This window comes from Micromonospora sp. CA-240977 (genome assembly GCF_050942285.1).
Classification (GTDB): Bacteria; Actinomycetota; Actinomycetes; order Mycobacteriales; family Micromonosporaceae; genus Micromonospora.
The window spans coordinates 4,161,260-4,177,657 of sequence record NZ_CP192055.1 but is presented as its reverse complement, the minus strand read 5'-3'; the positions used below and the strand labels follow the sequence as shown (position 1 = coordinate 4,177,657).

Genomic DNA, 16,398 nt, shown 5'->3' with positions numbered 1-16,398 from the left:
GACCCGCCGGTCAGACCACGCCCCTCGCCGAGGTCAGCCGGTTACCCCGCTACCGATCACCCACTTCTGGTGCGCCCCGCCCGAGTACGTGCCGAGCTGGATCTGGGTGCCGTTGGCGGTGCTGCCGCCGGCGGCCTCCAGGATCTTGCCCGACTGCGGATTGCGGATCGACCCGTCGGACTGCGGCTGCCAGACCTGCGCGCCGGTGCCGTTGCAGGTCCAGAGCTGGACCTTCGTCCCGTTCGCCGTGCCGCCGTTGTCGATGTCCAGGCACTTGCCGAGGACCCGGTACGTGTCGTCGACCCGCGTCCACGACTGCGCGGCGGTGCCGTTGCAGGTGTAGAGCTGGATCTTCGTGCCGTCGGCCAGGCCGGAGTTGTCGACGTCCAGGCACTTGCCGCCGGCGCCGGTGATGGTGCCGCCGGTCGGCGGCGGGGGACTGCCCGGGATGGAGTTGAGCGTGTACCACGCCTCGGTGCTCCACAACGACTGGCCGCTGGTGGAGGTGAACGGGCGCGGCGAGCGTAGGTACACCACCCGGCCGGCCTTGCGACCGGGCACCGTGAGGCTTACCTTCTTCCCGTCCGACGAGAGGGTGGCCGAGGTGACGGTCAGCGTCTCCTCGTCGATCTTCGGCCCGCCGTAGTTCGACGTCGCCACGTACCGCCACTGCTTGACCTTGTACCGTGCGGCCAGTTCGGCGGCGGTGTCCGACGAGACGGGCTGGGTGTACTCCACCTCGAAGCCGGTCGTGGTGGCCCGCATGGCGAGCATCTCGAACGCGGTGGTGCTGGTCGGGGTGAGCTTCTGCAGGCCGTACGACAGCTTGCCGGTCTGACCCCAGTTGCCGCCCGCGCCGAGCCCGCCGACGTAGATCGCGCCGTCCGGGCCGATGTTGACCTCCGAGACGCCCGCCTCCAGGCCCTGCGTGAGCCGGAACAGAGCGCCCTGGTACTCGCCGTTGACCTTCTCCACATTGGCCCGCTGGAGGCCGCCGTAGGTCACGTCGCCGATGACGAACTGGCCGGCGTAACGGCCGCTGGTCAGGTACAGCGGCGTGCTGGGGGAGTTGGCGATCTCGTTCTGCGGCATCCAGAGCACCGGCTGGGTGACCTGGGCGGTGTCGAACGGGCCGGCCGGGTTCGTGTAGTGGTTGAAGAACCGGCCCTGCTTGATGTGCAGCAGCTTCGACGAGGGCAGCCAGCCGCCCTGGTTGTCGGTGACGAAGATGCCGCCCTCCGGGCCCCACCCGATGCCGTGCGGGGTGCGCAGGCCGCCAGCGACGTAGCTGACCGCGCCGGTGTCCTTGTTGACCTTCAGGGTGGTGCCCCGGTTGACGGCGGGCTGCGGGTTGGTGGTGGCGCCGCCGGAGTTGATCGACACCGACAGGTTCAGGTAGAAGAACCCGTCCTGATAGAGCAGCCCGAACGCGAACTCGTGGAAGTTGCCGCCGTACGGCCAGGTGGCGACGGTATCCAGGCGCTCGGCCACCTCGTCGCCGCCGGTGTTGACCAGCCGGGTCAGCCGCTGCTTCTCCGAGACGTACACGACCCCGTCGACGACCTTGAGCCCCTGCGGCTCCTTCAGCCCGCTGGCGATCTTCTTCGTGGTCACAGCGCCCGGAGTGGTCGCGCCACCGGTGTTGCCGAGGATCCAGACCTCACCGTCCTGGGAGGTGCCGGACTGGTCGCTGCCGCCCCAGGTCGAGATGACCAGCCGCCCGTCGGCGAGCCAGTCCATCCCGGTGACCTTCGGCTGGAAGCCGCTGGGCCGCAGGTTGGTGAGCGTGTAGCCGGGGTGCACCCCGGTCAGGGGCAGGCCGTCGCCGGGGGTGTCGGCGATGCCCTCGCACTCCTTGCGGCCGGGCGCGGTCACCCGGACCACGCCGGCGTCGGTGCTCAACGCCGAGTTCGGTACGACAACGAAGGACGACGAGCCGGGCGTCCTCCATTCCAGGGTGATCTGCTGCCCGCCGCCACGCTCGAAGTGGTCGATGCGCAGCGGGTGCAGGCCGGCGGTGAGGGTGACGGTGCCCTCCTTCGGCGGGGTCGCGCCGTGCAGGCCGTCGTGGTTGATCACGACGGTGTTGTCGATCGCCAGCTTGGATCCGTCGTCACTGCTGAGCCGGAACGTGTAGCTACCGGCCTGGGTGGTGGTGATGTTGCCGAGCACCTGCGAGACGAAGTTGTCCTCGAAGCCGAAGTCGGACGCCGAGGTCCAGTTGATTGTGGACATCAGTTTGTCCACGTTGGGGGTTTGCGCGGGCTTGAGGGTGCAGAGTTCGGAGAGCGGCACCTGCACGTCGAAGACGCGGAGTGTCACGCCCGGTTCCTGCGCGGGGGCGGCGGTGGCGGGGGCGGCCCAGAGTCCGGTGGTGAGGATGAGTGCGAGCGCACCCAGGACGGGATTGTGGAGTCGGCGTTGCAGGCGTGGGCCCATCGTTCCTCCAGGAGGCAGTGGAGTGTCCGACGGCAGGTGCGAGGCTGCGGTGAGGATGGCCGTCGGCCCCGGATCCGTAACGTCCTCGACGCCGACGAGTGACATTGCGGAAACACCGGGTTGATGGGTCGAGACATTAAGGTGTTTCGATTGGACTGTCCATGGCTTCGCGTCGATACACCAAAAGTTACTCATGTCCGTGCGAAAGTTGGCGCTGCTACGCGAAGAGTGTCCGGTTTTCACAGCCGGCCTGGGCGGTGAGTCCGGCCCGGCACCGGGCCAGCGCGGCGGCGGACCCGGTGCTACGCCGGCCGGTCGCGCCGATGCTGGCGGCCCCGGTAGACGCGGTGCCCGATGCTCCCGGCCTCATCCACGAATCGAAGTGGGACGGGTGGAGGTGTATCGCGTTCCGGGAGTCGGACCGGGTGTACCTGTAGTCGCGTGCCGATGTGTCGGTCAACGGAACTTCCCTTCACGCAAGGTGACGAGTCGCCCGAAGCTGGACGCGTGTTGTCAGCGGCAGAAGAGCGTACGCAACCGGGTGCCGGCTGTGCCGGTCTGTGATGGCGGCTTCGGCACGAGGGGTGACTGGCGACCCACCGGGGCCAGATCCACTCGGGTAGCGTCTCACTGTGTATCAGGCGATCTTGCTGGACGTGTACGGCACGCTCGTACACGATGATGAGAGCGCGGTCAATGACGTCTGCGTGCAGGTAGCGGATTTGATCGCAGTTGATCCGTCTGCTATCGCGGCGGAGTGGTCCCGACGGCTGGAGGCCAGCGCCGAGATGGCGTATGGGGCCGGTTTTCGTACGCTCGCAGACCTGACGCTCGGCAGCCTCGCCGAGGCTGTGGCGAACTTCGGGGCCTCCGTGGAGCTTGAGCCGATCTGCCGGAAGCAGCTGCACTCCTGGCGTCATCCACCGTTGTACGACGACAGCCGGCCGTTCCTCGATGCGGTGAAGGTGCCGGTGTGCCTGGTCTCCGACGTCGACCAGGACGACCTGACGGCGGTGCTGCGGTGGCACGGCGTCGCCGTCGCCGCCGCGGTGACCAGCGAAGAAGCCCGCGCATACAAGCCCCGCCCCGAACCGTTCCAGCTCGCGCTGGCCCGCCTCGGCCTGGGCCCCGGCGACGTAATCCACATCGGCAACTCCGTATCGTCCGATGTTGCCGGAGCCGCCGCTCTGGGTATCGACACGGCATTCCTCGACCGTGCCGGAGGCGGCCTGCCGCCGGGGGTCACGGCAACCTACACCGCGGCGACGCTGACGGCGCTGCTGCCCCAGGTGTTGCCATGTTGAAAATCCTGGTCAGCGGCTGCCTGGGTGGCGCACCGATCCGGTTCAACGAAACCGGCGTGCCGGTCGCCTCTCCGATTTGGCAGCGCTGGGCTTCTGAAGGGCGCCTCGTGTCGCTGTGTCCAGAACTGGCCGTCGGATTCCCGGTGCCGCGTTCGCCAGCCGAGATCGTCGGCGGCAGCGCGGCCGATGTCCTCGACGGCCGCGCCCAAGTACACGAAGCATCGGGCCGTGACGTCACCGAACTGTTCCAGGCGGCGGCGCAGCGGGCGGTCGACAAGGCACTGCAGGCTGGCGTCGGGCTCGCCATCCTGGTCGAGGGCAGCCCTACCTGCGGTAGCACCTACGTTCACGACGGAACCTTCACCGGCGTCACCGTCGCTGGGCGTGGCGTCGCGGCCGAGGCGTTGCGCCGCCGGGGCATCCCTGTGTTTCCTCACTACGACCTGGACAGGGCAGCGGCTGCTCTGGCGGAGCAGGAACGGCAGCATGGCGGACACGCCTGAGGCCACCTGCCAACTGCCAGCCCGCGTCGGACCGGACCGCCTGCCTACCGCCGTCCGCGTCGGGCCGGACCACCGGAGCGATTGCCGGGCCTGCGGGCCGGGGTGCCGCCCTTGCCCGGCGAGCCGGCTGGCCGACGGCTCGGCGTGGCGGCCCCGCGCGGGGCGGGTCGGCGGCGCGCCGCCACCAGCACGATCGCGGAGACCACGACGACGATCAGGGCCGGAACCAGCCAGGCCGGGAACCCGCCGCCGGACTTCTCCTCGGCGGCACCGGCCGGATTGTCCGTCGGAGCGCCGGTCGGAGCCACCGCGCTGCCGGTCACCCCGGGGCTGGCCGAACCCTCGCCCTCGGCGAGGGCCACCAGCGCCGGCTCCGGCCCGGCCGTGGGCGGCGTCCAACCGGCCGGCGCCGCTGTGGTGCGCCCCTGGTAGTCGAAGGTGACGGTGCCGCGGACCGCCTCGCCGTCGGAGGCGACGGAGAGGTAGCTGGCGGTGTAGCGGCCCTTCGCCGGCCAGTGCGCGACGGTCACCATGGCCGGGAACCCGGTGTGGTAGAGCCGGGGCTCGAACACACCGTTGACCATGAAGTATTCCGTTACCGGTTTGTCCAGTCGCTTGGGCTCGCCGAAGGACCAGCCATTGTCCACCCGCGACCCGTTGGGCCCGCTGATGGCGAAGTGCGCGTTGGAGGCCGGCTTCTCGGTGAAGTACAGGGCCAGCTGGGCCAGTGGCGCGCGCACCACGGTGCCGGTCAGCGGGGTGGAGGTCGCCAACTGACCGTGCGCGGACGCCGGAGCGGCGGGCAGCAGCAACGACACCACAAGCGTCGCGGCCACCGCCGCCATCGCACGGCTCAGGGTGTTACGCGCAGTGACCAGCCTCGATCGCATTCGTTCATCATGGTCATTTCCCCTCCGCCGAACAAGACGTAGAGTTCTCCTCCCCGACGATCACCCCGACACCCGTCCCCCTCGCGTCGTTCGGAGTCCGCCCGTGCCCCTCCGTACCCCCGCCTCTGTCGCCCTCGCCGCCAGCCTCGTCGCCACCCTGCTCGTCGCCGGTTGTGGGCAGGACGACGACCCCTCCGTGGCCACCCCCTCCGCGCCGGCCACGTCCGCCGCCCCGCCGAGCGCCGCCACCACCGCGCCGAGCCCGACGGCCAGCCCCACCCCCAGCGCACCGGCAGCGGACCGCGAGATCGTCGTGACGATCGCGAAGCGGCGAATCAGTCCACCGACCGGTCGGATCACCGTGGGTAAGGGCGAGTTGGTCCGCATCACTGTCACCTCCGACGTGTCGGACGAGCTGCACGTGCACGGCTACGACCTGGGCGCCCGACTGCCGGCCGGCACGCCCGGCTCGGTGGAGTTCCGCGCCGACAAGACCGGGCTGTACGAGGTGGAGACACACGAGACCGAGCTGGTGCTGTTCCAACTCGTCGTCCGCTGAGCGGGATGGCCACCCCCGCAACGCTGCTGGCGCACGGCGTCGGCGGCCGCCAGGACCTGCCGATCACGCTGCCGCAGCTGGTCGTCGCCGCCGCCCTGACCCTCGTCGTCACATTCCTCGCGCTGGGCCTGCTCTGGCGCGAACCCCGACTCGACCGGGACGCGGCCGGCGGCCACCCGGTGCCCCGACGGGTCGCCCGGCTCCTCGACTCGCCCACGTTCCGCTGGGCGTCGCGCGGGCTCGGCCTGCTCGCCGCCGCCTGGTTCTGCCTGGGTCTGCTGGGCGGGCCGGACACCGCGGACAACCCGACGGCCGGCGCGCTCTACGTGCTGCTCTGGGTCGGGCTCGCGCCACTGTCACTGCTGCTCGGCCCGGTCTGGCGGGCGCTCAACCCGCTGCGTACCGTGCACCTGCTCGCCGCGCTGGCGTTGCGCCGCGACCCGGACTGTGGTGTTCGTGAGCTGCCGCCCGGTGTGGGCAGCTGGCCGGCCGCCGCCACGCTGTTCGGGTTCGTCTGGCTGGAGCTTGTCGCACCCGATCGGGCCACCCTGCCGGTCATCACCGCCTGGCTCACCACGTACACGGTGGTCATGCTGGTCGGGGCGGTGCTGTTCGGCGCCGGCTGGTTCGACAGCGCCGACCCGTTCGAGACGTACAGCGCCCTGATCGGTCAGCTCGCCCCGATCGGCCGCGCCGCGGACGGCGTGCTGGTCTGGCGCAACCCGCTCGACGGGATCGCCGGGCTGCGGCCCCGCCCCGGGCTCGTCGCCGTGGTGATCGTGCTGCTCGGCTCGACCATGTACGACAGCCTCTCCAACGCGCCGGGCTGGCTGCGCTTCAGCCAGGAGAACGGCCTGCACCCGGCGGTCACCGGCAGTGGGGGACTGGTCCTGGTCATCGCCGCCGTCGCGGTGGCGTACCTGCTCGCCACCGCGGCGGCGGCCCGCATCGGCCGGGCCGACCCGGCCGACGCCCGAGCGGTGCCGGGCGAGATCGCCCACTCGATCGTGCCGATCGCGGTGGGCTACGTGGTGGCGCACTACTACTCGCTGCTGATCCTGGAAGGCCAACGCACCGTCGCGCTGCTCTCCGACCCGCGGGGCACCGGCGCCAACTGGCTCGGCACCGCCGACTGGGAGCCGCACACCGGGCTTGTCACGCCCTCCGGGGTCGCCACCCTCCAGATCACCGTCATCATCCTGGGACACCTGGTCGGCACGCTGCTCGCCCACGACCGCGCCCTGTACCTGTTCCCCCGGGCACGGGCGGTGGCCGGTCAACTCCCGCTGCTGGCGCTGATGGTCGCGTACACCGTCGCCGGACTGCTGCTGCTGTACGCGGGGTAGTCCCGCCGGGCTCCGACCCGTGCGTCATGATGGCCCGTGGACTCCGACCTTCAGCACTACCTCGACGACCTGGTCGCCGCCGCCCGCGACGTGCTCGGGGCCGACCTGGTCGGCGCGTACGCGGCCGGCTCGGTGGGGCTCGGCGCGTACCAGGCCGGCCGCAGCGACGTGGACGTGGCGCTGGTCAGCGCCGGGCCGCTCACCGACGCCGCCAAACGGACGCTTGTGGCCCGGCTGCGGCACGAGGCCCTGCCCTGCCCGGCACGCGGCCTGGAGCTTGTCACCTACCAGCGTGCGGTGGCCGCCTCCGGGACCCCCGAGCCGGGCTTCGAGGTCGAACTGAACACCGGCTCCGGCATGCCGTTCCGGTGCACCCTCGACCCCGCCGACCGGCCGGCCGCCGACGGCCGCTTCTGGTACGGCCTGGACCGCAGCATCCTGCACCAGAGTGGACTGCCGCTGCTCGGCCCCCCGGCGGGGGAGGTCTTCGCCGACCTCGCCCCCGCCGACCTGCGCCGCCTGCTCGTCGACGCGCTGTCCTGGTGGCTGGCCCTGCCGACACCGCCGGACGACCAGCCCGCGCCCGGCACTGAGGACGCCGTGCTCGGCGCCTGCCGATCGCTGGTGCGCCACCGCGACGGCGTCTGGCTCGCCAAGGTCGCCGCCGGTCAGCGGCTGATCGACACCGACGACCCGGCCGAGGTGATCCGCCAGGCGATCACCGCGCGGCACGGCGGGCCGCCGCCCACCGGGGCGCAGGCCCGCGCCTTCCAGCAACGGGTACGCGACGAGATCGCCGCGTAGCAGGGCCCGGCAGCCCGGTAGTCGTGCGGCCGCCGCCGTGCGGAGGTCAGCGGACCGGGCGGGACGTGAGCGAGGCGAAGAGCAGGTTGAGCCCTTCGGTCATGGTCGGGTGGGTGATGATCGCGTCGCGCAGGGCGGTCCACGGCATCCCGGCGAGCATGGCCAGCTGCACGGAGGTGATCACCTCGCCGGCCTCGGCGCCGAGCAGCGCCGCGCCGAGGATCCGGTCGGTGCTCGTGTCGATGACCGCCTTCCACATGCCCTCGGTCTGGCGCAGGGTGCGCGCCCGGGGGATCGCGGCGACCGGCAGGTGGGCGACCTGGATGTCGTACCCGGCGCGGCGCGCCTCGGTCTCGGTGAGCCCGACCCGGGCCAGCTCCGGGGTGGTGAAGACGGTGTACGGGATCAGCCGGTCGGCGGTGCTGCGCTGGCCACCAGCGAGGTTGGCCCGGATGATCCGGTAGTCGTCCAGCGAGACGTGGGTGAACTGCGGGCTGCCGGCGACGTCACCGGCAGCCCAGGTCCGCTCGGCGCTGGTGCGTAGGTGCTCGTCGACAAGCACGAAGCCCCGTTCGGTCCGGCGTACGCCGGCCGCGTCCAGGTCGAGCCCGTCGGTGACCGGTTCCCGGCCGGCGGCCACCAGCACGTCATCCCCGGTGACCAGGCTGCCGTCGTCAAGCGTCACCCGGAGCGTGCCGGTGACGTCCCGGTCGACACGGGCGACCGCGACGCCGAGGCGCACGTCGATGCCGTCGTCGAGGAAGACGCGGAGCACCGCGTCGCTCACGTCGGGATCCTCCCGGGTGAGCAGCCGCGGGCCGCCCTCGACGAGGGTCACCGCGCTGCCGAACGACGCGAACATCTGCGCGAACTCCACCCCGACGGTGCCGCCGCCGAGCACCACCAGCCGGGCCGGCAGCTGATCCAGGCGTAGCAGCTCGTCGCTGGTCAGCACCCCGGCCTCGGCCATGCCGGGCACCGATGGCAGATGCGGACGCGTACCCGTGTTGATGACCACGTCGTCGCCGCGTAACAGTCGCTCACCGCCGTCGGCGAGGGACACCCGTACGGTCCGGGGGCCGACGAACCGCGCCTCGCCGATCACCAGGTGCAGGCCGGAGTCGAGGAACTGCTGCCGGTTGGCGGCCACCATCCCCTCGACGACGTCCTGCTTGTGCGCGCGCAACAGGTCCACGTCGACCCGGCCGCCCTCGACCGTCAGGCCGAGCGCGGACGCGTCGCGCAGGTGACGTGCCGCCCGTGCGCTTGTCACAAGGGCCTTCGTCGGGATGCACGCGACGTTGATGCAGCTGCCGCCGATCATGCCGCGTTCGACCATGGCGACCCGTTGCCCGGACCGGGCGACGTCCATGCTCAACGTCTTCCCGGCCTTGCCGCCGCCCACGACGAGCAGGTCGAACTCCTCCGGTTGGTCGGTCACCGGGCGCTCCTCTCGGTCACCGGGCGGGCCGGCGGCAACCGCTGGTGCGCGGCGGCCAGCCCAGCCTGCCAGTTCCGAGGAGACCGGCGGCCCGGTTCGGCGCAGAATCGTCCCGGACCCGTGCGAGTTCGCCGCGGGCCCGGGACGACAGTGGTCGAGGTCAGTGCCGGGCTGCGCCGTTCTCGCTGACCGGCTGCCCGAAGGCGAGGAACGGCACGGGCGTCGGGGCGTCCGGCCGGGTGAAGATCCGCTCGGGCTCCTGGATGTGCCCGTCGGGGACGGCCGGTCGGTCGGCGGACGCGGGCACCGGCTCGTCCGCAGTGGTCGGTCCGTCGGCGCGCTCACCGTCGGACCGGTCGGCGGCGGACTGGTCGGCCCTCGACTGATCGGTGGCGGACTGGTCGTCGCCGGGTTGGTCGCCCTCGGCCCGCCCACCAGCGGCGCGCTCGACGAAGGGCCGGTCGGCGCTCGACCGGTCGAGGTGCGACCGGGCACCCACCATCGGGTACTCGGCGGTCTCCGGACCACCGGCCGCCGCCGCCATGACCGCGGCGGCGGCGAGGTCGGCCACCCGCTTCGCCTCGCGCTGCACCCGGGCGCGTACCTCCTTGGCGTGCCGCTCGGCGGAGTCTCCGGCCCGACGGGCCTCCTCCAGCCGGGCGCTCTCGGCGGTCAGGTCCCGGCGGACCTCGCTGAGCCGCTGCTGCATGCGCGACAGCTCGTTCTCCAGCGTCTCGCCCTCCTGCTGGATCTCGGCGAGTTGCTGGCGGGCGGTGTCCAGCTCGGCGTGCAGCTCCTCGGCCTCCTGCCGGCGCTCCCCGATCTCCTGCTGGAGGGCGGTGAGTTGCTCCTGGTGGCTGGCAGCCTGCTCGTCGGCCCGGTTACGCAGCTCGGTCACGTGCTGCTGCGCCTCGGCCAGCAGCGCGGCGATCTGCTGCTCGGTCGCGCTGCGCTGCTCGGCAAGCTCCTGCTCGGCGGCGGCCTGCTGCTCGGCGAGGTCCTGCTCGGCGGCGGTCCGCCGCTCGTTGACCTCCCGCTCCACGTTGGCCTGCCACTGGGCCATCTCCTGCTGGTTCTTGGCGCGGGCGGACTGGAGTTCCTGCTGGATCTGGGTGCGGGCCGACTTCATCAGCGCGTCGGCGGCGACCCGGGTCTGGTTGAGCTGCTGGGCGCTCTGCTCGGTGATCCGTTTCGCCTCGTGCTGGGCGCGCTCGTGGGCGGCCTCACCGTCGGCGCGCAACTGTTCGGCGTGCTCGCGGATCGCTGTCAACTCGGCCTCGGCCAGGGTGCGCCGCTCCTCGTGCGCCTGCTCCTGTTCGGACCGTCGGGTCGACAACTCCTCGGACAGGTCCTGCCGTGCCTGCGCGGCCCGCTCCCGGGTGTCGGCGAGGATCCGCTCCGACTCGCTGCGCAGCTCGTTCGCCCGGTCGGTGGCCGACTCGATGATCATCGCGGCCTGCTTGTCGGCGAGCGTCATGATCTCGGCGACCATCGGACCCAGATCGTGGATGGAGGCGCGATCCACCTGCACTGGTTGCTCCCGCATCTCGGCCAGTTCGGTGCGCAACCGCTGCACCTCGGCGGTCAGCTCCCGGACCCGGACCGCGGAGCGGCCGTGCTCGCCGCTCAGCATCGCGATCTGGCCGTCGAGCTGCTCCAGGTGCCGGTCCACCTGGCGTTTGTCATAGCCGCGCAGGGCGAGCTCGAAGCTCGGCCGCGAGGCCGCATCGTCGCGTACTGCGTGCGGCTCAGCGCCGATGGACATGCACCATCCTCCGTACGATCGGGGGCGTGAGGGTCGGCGGTCGCCTGCCCCGCGGGCCGTCAGTGTGGCGCAACGCTACCGCCGAGCCGACCACATGCGAAGTCCCGCCCCACCACGTCTCGTAACGCCGCCCGGTGGTGCCCCGATCCCGCGTCGACCATGGGTTTGTGGGTGTCGGAATGGCGGTGGTCCGCCACCTTTGTGACCGACCACAGCGCCATGGTCGACGCGGCGTGACCTCCGGCTAGCGGCGGCGGGCCAGCAGGACGGCGTCGTGCAGGGTGAGGGGCTTGCCGTCCGGGTCGGTGGCCGGACGGGGGCGGGCCTCGGCGGCCAGCACCTCCCAGCCGGCCGGGTCCAAGGTGGCGGCCACGTCCTCCGCGGTGAACATCATGTCCGGCATGTGCATCCGGCGCGCCGACGTCCACAGGTCCGACGGGTGGTGCCCGACGATCAGCAGGACGCCGCCGGGCGCCACCGCCTCGGCCAGCCGGGCGAACAACTCCCGCCGCTGCACCGGGGGCAGGTGCATGAACTGCGCGGACACCAGGTCGTACGCCTGCTCGGCGGGCGGCTTGTCGCGCAGGTCGGCGTGGGTGAACTCGATCCGGTCGCCGACGCCGACGGTGTCGGCGTGCGCGGCGGCCCGGTCCAACGCCGTGGTGGAGATGTCCACCGCCGTCACCTGCCAGCCCCGCTCGGCCAGCCACACCGCGTCGGCGCCCTCACCGCTGCCCACATCCAGCGCGCGCCCCGGGGTCAGGTCCGCGACCTCGGCGACCAGCTGCGGGTTCGGCCGGCCACTCCACACCGAGGGCCGCGACTGGTAGCGCTCCTCCCACGCCGGCTCCTCGAACGCCGTGGCCACCACCTGCCGGTACGCGGTCACCGCCGCACGGGTGTCCTCGGCGATGAGGTCGGCGTTGATCGCCGCCGCGGCGGTCAGGCCGGCGGCGGCGGACGTGATCACCTGGCCGCGGATGTCGGCCACGTTGCCGGCCACCCAGACGCCCGGGACGCTCGTCGCGCCGGTGGGGTCGGCCGGAATCTGGGCGCCGATGACGTGCTCACCCATCGTCACCTCCTCCGGGGCGAGGCCCAGCCCCACCAGCAGGCTGGCGCGAGGAGTCAGCCGCGTCGCGACGACCACCGCGTCCAGCGCCACCACCCGGCCGTCGGCCAGCCGTACGCCGGTCAGCGCGTCCCCGGTCACCTCCACCGCGGCCACCGGACCCGGCACCACCGCGATGCTGCGGGCGGCGAGCCGCTCGGCGGTCTCCGCGTCCGGCGCCGGAGCGTCGTGCAGCAGGAGCAGCACGCTGGAACTCCACTGTCGCCACATCTCGGCCTGGTGCACGGCCAGCGGCCCGGTCGCCAGCACGCCGATCCGCTGGTCCCGGACCTCCCAGCCGTGGCAATACGGGCAGTGCAGCACGTCGCGCCCCCACCGCTGGGCCAGGCCGGGCACGTCGGGCAGCTCGTCGGTCAGACCGGTGGTCACCAGCAGCCGGCGGGCCCGCACCGAACCCCCGTCGTCGAGGTCGAGCCGGAACCCGTCGTCGTCGCGGGTCGCGGCGTCCACCCGTCCGGCGCGGAACTGCCCGCCGTACCCGGCGACCTCGGCCCGCCCGACCGCGAGCAGCTCGCCCGGAGGCGTTCCCTCGCGTCCCAGATAGTTGTGCACATGGCCGGCGGGCGCGTTGCGCGGCTCGCCGGCGTCGATCACCAGTACCGACCGTCGCGCCCGGCTCAGCGCCAGGGCTCCGCTGAGCCCCGCGGCGCCGCCGCCCACCACCACCACGTCGTATGTCTCGTCCACCGGTATCTCCCTGTCACCTTGTCGGCTGGGCCCACCATCCGTCGTCGCCGGTAACCTGGCAACTATTCTTGCCGTTATGGCAAACGAGGACACCGCCGCGCTGGCGGCCGTCGGCCCCCGGCTGCGCGCCCTGCGCCAGCAGCGCGGGACCACGCTGACCCAGCTCGCCGACCTGACCGGCATCTCCGTGAGCACCCTGTCCCGGCTGGAGTCCGGCAGTCGCCGGCCCACCCTGGAGCTGCTGCTCCCGCTGGCGAGGGCCTACCAGGTGGCACTTGACGAACTGGTCGACGCGCCGGCCACCGGCGACCCCCGGGTACGCCCCAAACCGATAGTCATCCACGGCGTGACGCACCTGCCGCTGACCCGCCGACCGGGCGGTGTCCAGGCGTTCAAGCAGATCTTTCCGCCGGACCCGTCAGCCGGGGGCCGGATCCCGCAGGTCCACGAGGGGTACGAGTGGCTCTACGTGCTCTCCGGCCGGCTGCGCCTGCTGCTCGGCGACCGTGATCTGACGTTGACCCCCGGGGAGGTGGCCGAGTTCGATACCCGTATTCCGCACCTCTTCTTCAACCCCGGCCCCGGCACCGCCGAGGCCCTCAGTCTCTTCGGGCCGCAGGGGGAGCGGCTGCACGTGCGGGCCCGACCGGCCGCGCCGCGCGACAAGCCCGGTGATCGCTGACCGGCACGAGACCTCCGAGCCCGAGGCCCGGTGCGAAGATGGCGCGATGACTGACGCGGCATACCGGCACGGGAGCGACCGGATCGAGTACCGCGACATCGTCGTGAACGAGGTCCCCGGATTTCGCCCGCTGACGTTGGACCTTGTCGTGCCGGCGGCGGTTCCCGATCCGGTCCCGGTCCTGGTCTGGATCCATGGCGGAGCGTGGCTGTTCGGCTCGCCCAAGCATCCGGCGGACTGGCTCATGCGAGCGGATCCGTTCACCGCCGCGATCCGCGCCGGATTCGCGGTCGCCTCGGCGCAGTACCGGCTCAGCGGCGAGGCGCCTTTTCCCGCCCAACTCGACGACGTCAAGGCGGCCGTGCGCTGGCTACGTCGCAATGGCGACCAGGTGGGCGTGGATCGCGGACGGATCGCGGTGTGGGGAGAGTCGGCCGGCGGGCATCTGGCCTCGCTGGTCGCGCTGACCGGCGTCGACCAGGACGACAGTCGGGTCGATGCGGCGGTCTGCTGGTACGCGCCGGCGAACCTGTTGACAATGCAGTCGCAGGCACACCCGTCGGCGACGATCGACCACGACGCGGCGGACTCGCCCGAGTCCCTCCTGATCGGCGCCGCGTTGACCGAGCACCCGGAGCTGGGCCGGGCGGCCAGTCCGATCACCCACGTGACCGGCCAGGCCCCGCCGATGCTGCTGGTGCACGGCGACCAGGATCTGGTCGTACCGGTGGGGCAGAGCGAAGAGCTCGCCGCCGCCCTGGCCGCCGCGGGTGCCGAGGTCGAGCTGTCGGTGGTGCCGGGCGCCGACCACTGCTTCGCCGGCGTACCGCTGGAGCCCGTGGTCCGCGACAGTCTGGCGTTCTTCACCCGCGTCCTCTGAGCACTGCCCGTTCGTGCCCGGCGGTCGTGCCGACTCGGTGCGGCGATGGTGCTGACGTGCCGCGAGGGCCGGACCGGTTCCCCTCCGGTCCGGCCGTCGCGCGCTCACGCCGGGCCAGGTGTCACCCCTTGTGCTTCTCCTGGCACGGCACGCAGAAGCGCACGTGCGGGAGGACTTCGAGGCGCTCGGCCGGGATGCTCTCGCGGCACCTCTCGCAGGCGCCGTAGCTACCATCCGCGATCCGGCTCAACGCCCCGGTGATCTGCTCCAGGTGGCGGCGGGTGACCGCCAGCAGAGCGGCGTGGTTGTGGGCCTCGCCCGGGTCGCCGGTGTCCGCGTTGAGTTCGGTCAGTTCCCGTAGCCGCGCCGTCTGCGTGGCGAAGTCGTCCGCCAGGGACGCTCGTAGATCAGCCAGCCAACCGTGCTCGACAGCGCGTTGATCGGTGCTCATGGTCTGCCCTTCAGAAAGAACGGGAAAAAGAAAAAGGGCCGAAGCCTGAGTAGCTTCGCCCTGCGGTCGTTCTGGGATGCAACGATTCCGCGGGAGGGCCTCGGCCGGTGCGCGCCGGGCGCGACGTCCCGCGCGTGGGCACGATGTACAAGGCGCCGACAACAGGCACTCCCATGCACGCCTTGCCGCGCGCAGCCGTCACGACGCGGGCAGCACTGCCAGCCGTCACGTCAGTGACGGCTGGCGAGCGGAGGATCACCCACGGCATGCCCCCACCATAGGGCGGCGAACGCCCGGAAGCCAACGTCCCCTCATCGATCACCAGCATCGGGACAGGCGATGGCGCCCGGGGCCGTATCGGACTTCTGAGCACGGTCGAGACACGAGACCGCTGCCGCGTTGTCAGCACGCTCGGCCCGAGCACCGGACAACGTCGAACCGTGCACGCCGTACCTCCGTGTTTATGATCGACGACCCGACCGGGGACGGCCGGCCTGCTCGGCCGGGAGCAAGAGGTGAGGTGCGCGACGGTGATCCGCGAGGCGTACGCCTGCTGGGTGCGCGAGCCCGGCACGGCGGAGATCCGGCCGGTGTCGCTGCCGACACCAGGCCCCGACGAGGTGCTGGTCCGGGCCCGCTACTCCGGTGTCAGCCGGGGCACCGAGACGCTGGTCTTCGCCGGCCGGGTGCCCACCGACCAGTACGCCGCGATGCGCGCGCCCTTTCAGGAGGGTGACTTCCCCGGCCCGGTGAAGTACGGCTACCTCAGCGTCGGCGAGGTCGAACAGGGTCCACCGGAGCTGCTCGGGCGCACGGTGTTCTGCCTGCACCCGCACCAGAGCGCGTACGTCGTGCCGGCCACCGCCGTGGTGCCCGTACCGGACGGGGTGCCGCCCGCGCGGGCGGTGCTCGCCGGCACTGTGGAGACCGCGATCAACGCACTGTGGGACGCCGCGCCACTGGTCGGCGACCGGGTCACAGTGATCGGCGCGGGCATGGTGGGCTGCTGCGTCGCCGCCCTGCTCGCCCGGTTTCCCGGCGTACAGGTCGAACTTGTCGACATCGATGCCCGCCGGGCCGGGGTGGCGGGCGCGCTCGGCGTCGGATTCGCCCAACCGGCCGACGCGACAGGCGACCGGGACCTGGTCGTGCACGCCAGCGCCACCGGCGCCGGCCTGCAACACGCCCTGGACCTGCTCGCGCCGGAGGGCACGGTCATCGAGCTGAGCTGGTACGGCGACCGCCCGGTGCAGGTGTCGCTGGGCGGGTCGTTCCACTCCGGTCGACTCACCGTACGCAGCAGTCAGGTCGGCATGGTCGCTCCCGCCCGGCGGGGACGGCGCAGTTACACCGACCGGCTGGCGCTCGCCCTGGACCTGCTCGACGATCCGGCCTTCGACGCGCTGATCACCGGCGCGTCCCGGTTCGCGGAGCTGCCCGACGTGCTCGCCAGACTGAGCGCGGGCGACCTGCCCGCGCTCTGCCACCTCATCACCTACGACGACGGGGAGTGAC

At 72.0% G+C, this 16,398-nt stretch carries 13 protein-coding genes and 2 pseudogenes; 8 read left to right on the top strand and 7 right to left on the bottom strand.

The window, feature by feature from the left end:
- Nucleotides 1-33: 33 nt before the first annotated feature.
- Entirely contained in the window at nucleotides 34-2,439 is a 2,406-nt protein-coding gene (locus ACQPWW_RS19340; protein ID WP_433124431.1) for a ricin-type beta-trefoil lectin domain protein, read from the bottom strand.
- A gap of 632 nt (nucleotides 2,440-3,071) precedes the next feature.
- Here ACQPWW_RS19340 and ACQPWW_RS19335 point away from each other — a divergent pair.
- Together ACQPWW_RS19335 and ACQPWW_RS19330 are read left to right on the top strand one after the other, a co-directional pair.
- A complete protein-coding gene (locus ACQPWW_RS19335) occupies nucleotides 3,072-3,743 on the top strand; it encodes an HAD family hydrolase (protein WP_433124429.1) in 672 nt (223 codons plus the stop codon).
- Nucleotides 3,737-4,246, top strand: a complete 510-nt coding sequence (locus ACQPWW_RS19330; protein ID WP_433124428.1) for a DUF523 domain-containing protein — start codon at nucleotides 3,737-3,739, stop codon at nucleotides 4,244-4,246. The genes ACQPWW_RS19335 and ACQPWW_RS19330 overlap by 7 nt, the downstream gene beginning before the upstream one ends.
- A gap of 44 nt (nucleotides 4,247-4,290) precedes the next feature.
- Here the strand turns inward: ACQPWW_RS19330 and ACQPWW_RS19325 are convergent, their stop codons facing one another.
- Entirely contained in the window at nucleotides 4,291-5,136 is an 846-nt protein-coding gene (locus ACQPWW_RS19325; protein WP_433124426.1) for a copper resistance protein CopC, read from the bottom strand.
- Between the two features lie 103 nt (nucleotides 5,137-5,239).
- On the opposite strand from ACQPWW_RS19325, the gene ACQPWW_RS19320 reads away from it, so the two are divergent.
- The 3 genes from ACQPWW_RS19320 to ACQPWW_RS19310 are packed head-to-tail and all read left to right on the top strand — an operon-like array spanning nucleotide 5,240 to nucleotide 7,845.
- The gene (locus ACQPWW_RS19320) at nucleotides 5,240-5,695 is read left to right on the top strand and encodes a hypothetical protein (protein WP_433124425.1); all 456 of its coding nucleotides are present in this window, start codon (nucleotides 5,240-5,242) and stop codon (nucleotides 5,693-5,695) included.
- Nucleotides 5,696-5,700: 5 nt separating this feature from the next.
- Complete coding sequence (locus tag ACQPWW_RS19315) at nucleotides 5,701-7,041, top strand: hypothetical protein (protein ID WP_433124423.1); 1,341 nt, start codon at nucleotides 5,701-5,703, stop codon at nucleotides 7,039-7,041.
- Between the two features lie 36 nt (nucleotides 7,042-7,077).
- On the top strand, nucleotides 7,078-7,845 hold the full coding sequence (locus ACQPWW_RS19310) for a nucleotidyltransferase domain-containing protein (RefSeq protein WP_433124421.1): 768 nt from the start codon (nucleotides 7,078-7,080) through the stop codon (nucleotides 7,843-7,845).
- Between the two features lie 46 nt (nucleotides 7,846-7,891).
- Here ACQPWW_RS19310 and ACQPWW_RS19305 read toward each other — a convergent pair whose 3' ends face one another.
- The 4 genes and pseudogenes from ACQPWW_RS19305 to ACQPWW_RS19290 form a co-directional block, all read right to left on the bottom strand.
- Nucleotides 7,892-9,286 carry a dihydrolipoyl dehydrogenase family protein gene (locus tag ACQPWW_RS19305; protein ID WP_433124419.1) on the bottom strand — a complete coding sequence of 465 codons (1,395 nt, stop codon included), beginning with the start codon at nucleotides 9,284-9,286 and terminating at the stop codon, nucleotides 7,892-7,894.
- A 160-nt stretch (nucleotides 9,287-9,446) separates the two neighbouring features.
- Nucleotides 9,447-11,051 (bottom strand): DivIVA domain-containing protein, encoded by a 1,605-nt coding sequence (locus ACQPWW_RS19300; protein ID WP_433124417.1) that lies wholly within the window; start codon nucleotides 11,049-11,051, stop codon nucleotides 9,447-9,449.
- A gap of 244 nt (nucleotides 11,052-11,295) precedes the next feature.
- Nucleotides 11,296-11,838, bottom strand: a pseudogene (locus ACQPWW_RS19295) (SAM-dependent methyltransferase); the annotation flags it as partial.
- Between the two features lie 87 nt (nucleotides 11,839-11,925).
- Nucleotides 11,926-12,876 (bottom strand): annotated as a pseudogene (locus ACQPWW_RS19290) (NAD(P)/FAD-dependent oxidoreductase); the annotation flags it as partial.
- A gap of 70 nt (nucleotides 12,877-12,946) precedes the next feature.
- Between ACQPWW_RS19290 and ACQPWW_RS19285 the strand changes: the two are divergent.
- On the top strand, nucleotides 12,947-13,552 hold the full coding sequence (locus ACQPWW_RS19285; RefSeq protein ID WP_433124415.1) for a helix-turn-helix domain-containing protein: 606 nt from the start codon (nucleotides 12,947-12,949) through the stop codon (nucleotides 13,550-13,552).
- A gap of 46 nt (nucleotides 13,553-13,598) precedes the next feature.
- The gene (locus ACQPWW_RS19280) at nucleotides 13,599-14,432 is read left to right on the top strand and encodes an alpha/beta hydrolase fold domain-containing protein (RefSeq protein ID WP_433124414.1); all 834 of its coding nucleotides are present in this window, start codon (nucleotides 13,599-13,601) and stop codon (nucleotides 14,430-14,432) included.
- Between the two features lie 121 nt (nucleotides 14,433-14,553).
- On the opposite strand, the gene ACQPWW_RS19275 is transcribed toward ACQPWW_RS19280, so the two are convergent.
- On the bottom strand, nucleotides 14,554-14,883 hold the full coding sequence (locus ACQPWW_RS19275; protein ID WP_433124412.1) for a TraR/DksA family transcriptional regulator: 330 nt from the start codon (nucleotides 14,881-14,883) through the stop codon (nucleotides 14,554-14,556).
- A 530-nt stretch (nucleotides 14,884-15,413) separates the two neighbouring features.
- On the opposite strand from ACQPWW_RS19275, the gene ACQPWW_RS19270 reads away from it, so the two are divergent.
- Nucleotides 15,414-16,397 (top strand): dehydrogenase, encoded by a 984-nt coding sequence (locus ACQPWW_RS19270; RefSeq protein WP_433124410.1) that lies wholly within the window; start codon nucleotides 15,414-15,416, stop codon nucleotides 16,395-16,397.
- Nucleotide 16,398 lies beyond the last annotated feature (1 nt).

Coding starts and splice junctions, on each gene's coding strand:
- ACQPWW_RS19280 (WP_433124414.1), top strand. CDS start 13,599: ATGACTGACGCGGCATACCGGCACGGGAGCGACCGGATCGAGTACCGC.
- ACQPWW_RS19330 (WP_433124428.1), top strand. CDS start 3,737: ATGTTGAAAATCCTGGTCAGCGGCTGCCTGGGTGGCGCACCGATCCGG.
- ACQPWW_RS19300 (WP_433124417.1), bottom strand. CDS start 11,051: ATGTCCATCGGCGCTGAGCCGCACGCAGTACGCGACGATGCGGCCTCG.
- ACQPWW_RS19275 (WP_433124412.1), bottom strand. CDS start 14,883: ATGAGCACCGATCAACGCGCTGTCGAGCACGGTTGGCTGGCTGATCTA.
- ACQPWW_RS19340 (WP_433124431.1), bottom strand. CDS start 2,439: ATGGGCCCACGCCTGCAACGCCGACTCCACAATCCCGTCCTGGGTGCG.
- ACQPWW_RS19315 (WP_433124423.1), top strand. CDS start 5,701: ATGGCCACCCCCGCAACGCTGCTGGCGCACGGCGTCGGCGGCCGCCAG.
- ACQPWW_RS19285 (WP_433124415.1), top strand. CDS start 12,947: ATGGCAAACGAGGACACCGCCGCGCTGGCGGCCGTCGGCCCCCGGCTG.
- ACQPWW_RS19325 (WP_433124426.1), bottom strand. CDS start 5,136: ATGCGATCGAGGCTGGTCACTGCGCGTAACACCCTGAGCCGTGCGATG.